Here is a 2,683-nt window from a genome sequence, read left to right on the forward strand (position 1 = left end):
GACCTCCCCGGTGGTCGAGGACATCACCGCCGGTCAGCAGGCGGGCGCCGACGCCAGGCGCGGCAAGCGGGGCGCGACGCCACCGGAGCGGCCGGAGGAGGTCACCGACGTCCTCGCGGCGATCCCGGCCGAGAAGGCCGAGAAGAGCGGCGACGGGCGCTGGCCGACGACGGAGAAGGCGGGCAGGCCACGGCGCGAGGAGATCGACGGCGAAACCGACCAGCCGGGCAGCCCCGGCAAGGGCGCGCTGAGCCGTGGCCGCGGCGGCAAGGGCCGCCCGAAGGCCGAGCCGAAGGCGGTGCCCGCCGCACCCGCGTCCAGGGCGGCCACGGCCAAGCAGCGCCGCAACCGCCGGTTCCGTACGCTCGGCCGCTCGATGGCGGCGATGTTCGCGGTGCTGGCCCTGCTGACCACCGGCGGCGGCTGGAGCTACCTGCAGTCCACCGGCGACAGCTTCACCCAGGTCTCGGCGCTGGACGGCAACTCCGAGGACGTCGTCGACGGCGACCTGCAGCTCGGTGACGAGAACTACCTGATCGTCGGCACCGACACCCGCGCGGGCGCCAACGGCGCCATGGGCGCGGGCACGCTGGAAGACGCCGAGGGCGCGCGCGCCGACACGGTGATGCTCGTGCACATCCCCAAGGACCGGCGCCGCGTGGTGGCGGTGTCGTTCCCGCGCGACCTGGACGTCACCCGGCCACAGTGCAACCGCTGGGACAACGACGCCGCCGACTACACCGACGAGGTGTTCGAACCGGCGATGGGCGACAAGCTCAACGCCGTCTACGCCCTCGGCGGGCCGCGCTGCCTGGTCAACGTGGTCCGCAAGATGAGCGGCCTGAACATCGGCCACTTCATCGGCATCGACTTCGCGGGCTTCGAAGCCATGGTCGACACCATCGGCGGCGTGGAGGTGTGCGTCAACGGGCCGCTGGAGGACACCATCCTCGGCACCGTGCTCGCCCAGGGGGGCAAGCAGGTGGTCGACGGGCACACCGCGCTGAACTTCGTGCGCGCCCGTCACGTGATCGGTGAGGAGCGCAGTGACTACGACCGCATCAACCGTCAACAGCGGTTCATGGCCTCGCTGCTGCGCGGGGCGCTGTCGAGCAACGTGCTGCTCGACCCGGGCAAGCTGAACAACTTCATCAACGCCTTCACCAAGCACACCTTCGTCGACAACGTGAAGCCAGAGGATCTGCTGCGCCTTGGCCGCTCACTGCAGAAGGTGGACGCGGGCGCGGTCACCTTCCTGACCATCCCGACCGCGGGCACCACCGACTACGGCAACGAGATCCCGCGCGAGCAGGACATCAAGGCGATCTTCTCGGCCATCCGCGACGACCGCCCGCTGCCCGGCGAGCAGACCCCCGCCGAGCCGGAGCCGCAGGAACCGGCCGCCCCGCCCGCGCCGCCGGAGTACACCGCCGTCGACCCGGAGACCATCAGCCTGATGGTGTCCAACGGCTCGGGTTACTCGGGTCTGGCGGCCGCCGCGGCGAACCGCTTCAGCAACGAGGGCTTCGGCATCTACAACGTGGCCAACTACCAGCTCGGCACCTCCTCGGTGACCAAGGTCCGCTTCGCCAGCGGCTACGAGGACGAGGCGGCCACCGTCGCCAGCGCGGTCCCCGGCGCGAGTCTGGAGATCGACGAGGATCTCGGCGGTGTCGTGGAGATCGTGATCGGCATGGACTCGGCCACCGGCCTTGTGGTGCAGAGCCCGACCGAGACGGGTTCGCCCATCACAGGGCTGCCGCCGGTCGGCGTCTCCACCCAGCCGCCGCTGGAGCTGCCCGAGGACCTCGAGCACATCAACGCCGCGGGCGAACTCTGCGCCTGATCGGGTGATCCGGCTCACCATCGTGGGCGGGGCACCTGCCCGTAACCCACCGTTGGTGACCTGGTTGCCGGGCCGCACTACGCTTTGCAACCATGCGTGTCATCTACAACGAGCAAATGGCCGATCTCGCCGCACTCCTCGGCGAGATGGCCGACCTGGCGGGCTCGGCCATGGACCGGGCGACCCGGTCGCTGCTCGAGGCCGACCTCTCGCTGGCCGAACAGGTGATCGGGGAGAGCGACCGCATCGGTGAGCTGATCGCCGATGCCGAGGAGCGCACCTTCGCCCTGCTCGCGCTGCAGGCGCCGGTGGCCGGTGACCTGCGCCAGGTGGTCAGCGCCATCCAGATCGTCAACGATGTCAATCGCATGGGCAAGCTCGCGGTGCACGTCGCCAAGGTGACCCGCCGCAGGCACCCGCAGCCTGCGCTGCCGGACGAGGTCACCGGCTACTTCGCCGAGATGGGCCGGATCGCGGTCAGCATGGGCCACAGCGCCCGCGAGGTGCTCGAATCCCGCGACCCCGAGCGCGCCGCGCGCCTCAACCAGGAGGACGAGGCGATGGACGATCTGCACCGCCACCTGTTCACCCTGCTGATGGACCGGGACTGGAAACACGGCGTGGCGGCCGCGGTCGACATCACGCTGCTCGGCCGCTACTACGAGCGTTTCGCCGACCACGCCGTCGAGATCGGCAGGCGGGTGGTCTTCCTGGTCACCGGCGAGCTGCCGCCCGAGGGCGACCACTGATCCGGCTTCCCTGACACGACGGAAGGGGGCGGGCGCGGGCGGGGGGGGGCGAGGTTTTTTTTTGTGGTGGGGGGGGGGGGGGGGGGGG

General features: G+C 70.7%; 2 protein-coding genes. Both read left to right on the forward strand.

The window, feature by feature from the left end:
- On the forward strand, nt 1-1,846 hold a 1,846-nt coding region (locus QH283_RS16380; protein WP_280503852.1), incomplete at its 5' end, for an LCP family protein.
- 92 nt (nt 1,847-1,938) lie between these two features.
- On the forward strand, nt 1,939-2,595 hold the full coding sequence (gene phoU / locus QH283_RS16385) for a phosphate signaling complex protein PhoU (RefSeq protein WP_280503853.1): 657 nt from the start codon (nt 1,939-1,941) through the stop codon (nt 2,593-2,595).
- Nucleotides 2,596-2,683: the final 88 nt, after the last annotated feature.

This window comes from Nocardia farcinica (genome assembly GCF_029867845.1).
Lineage (GTDB): Bacteria > Actinomycetota > Actinomycetes > Mycobacteriales > Mycobacteriaceae > Nocardia > Nocardia farcinica_A.

What these genes read in the sequence shown, in the direction of transcription:
- phoU (WP_280503853.1), top strand. Translation starts at nt 1,939, where the DNA reads ATGCGTGTCATCTACAACGAGCAAATGGCCGATCTCGCCGCACTCCTC.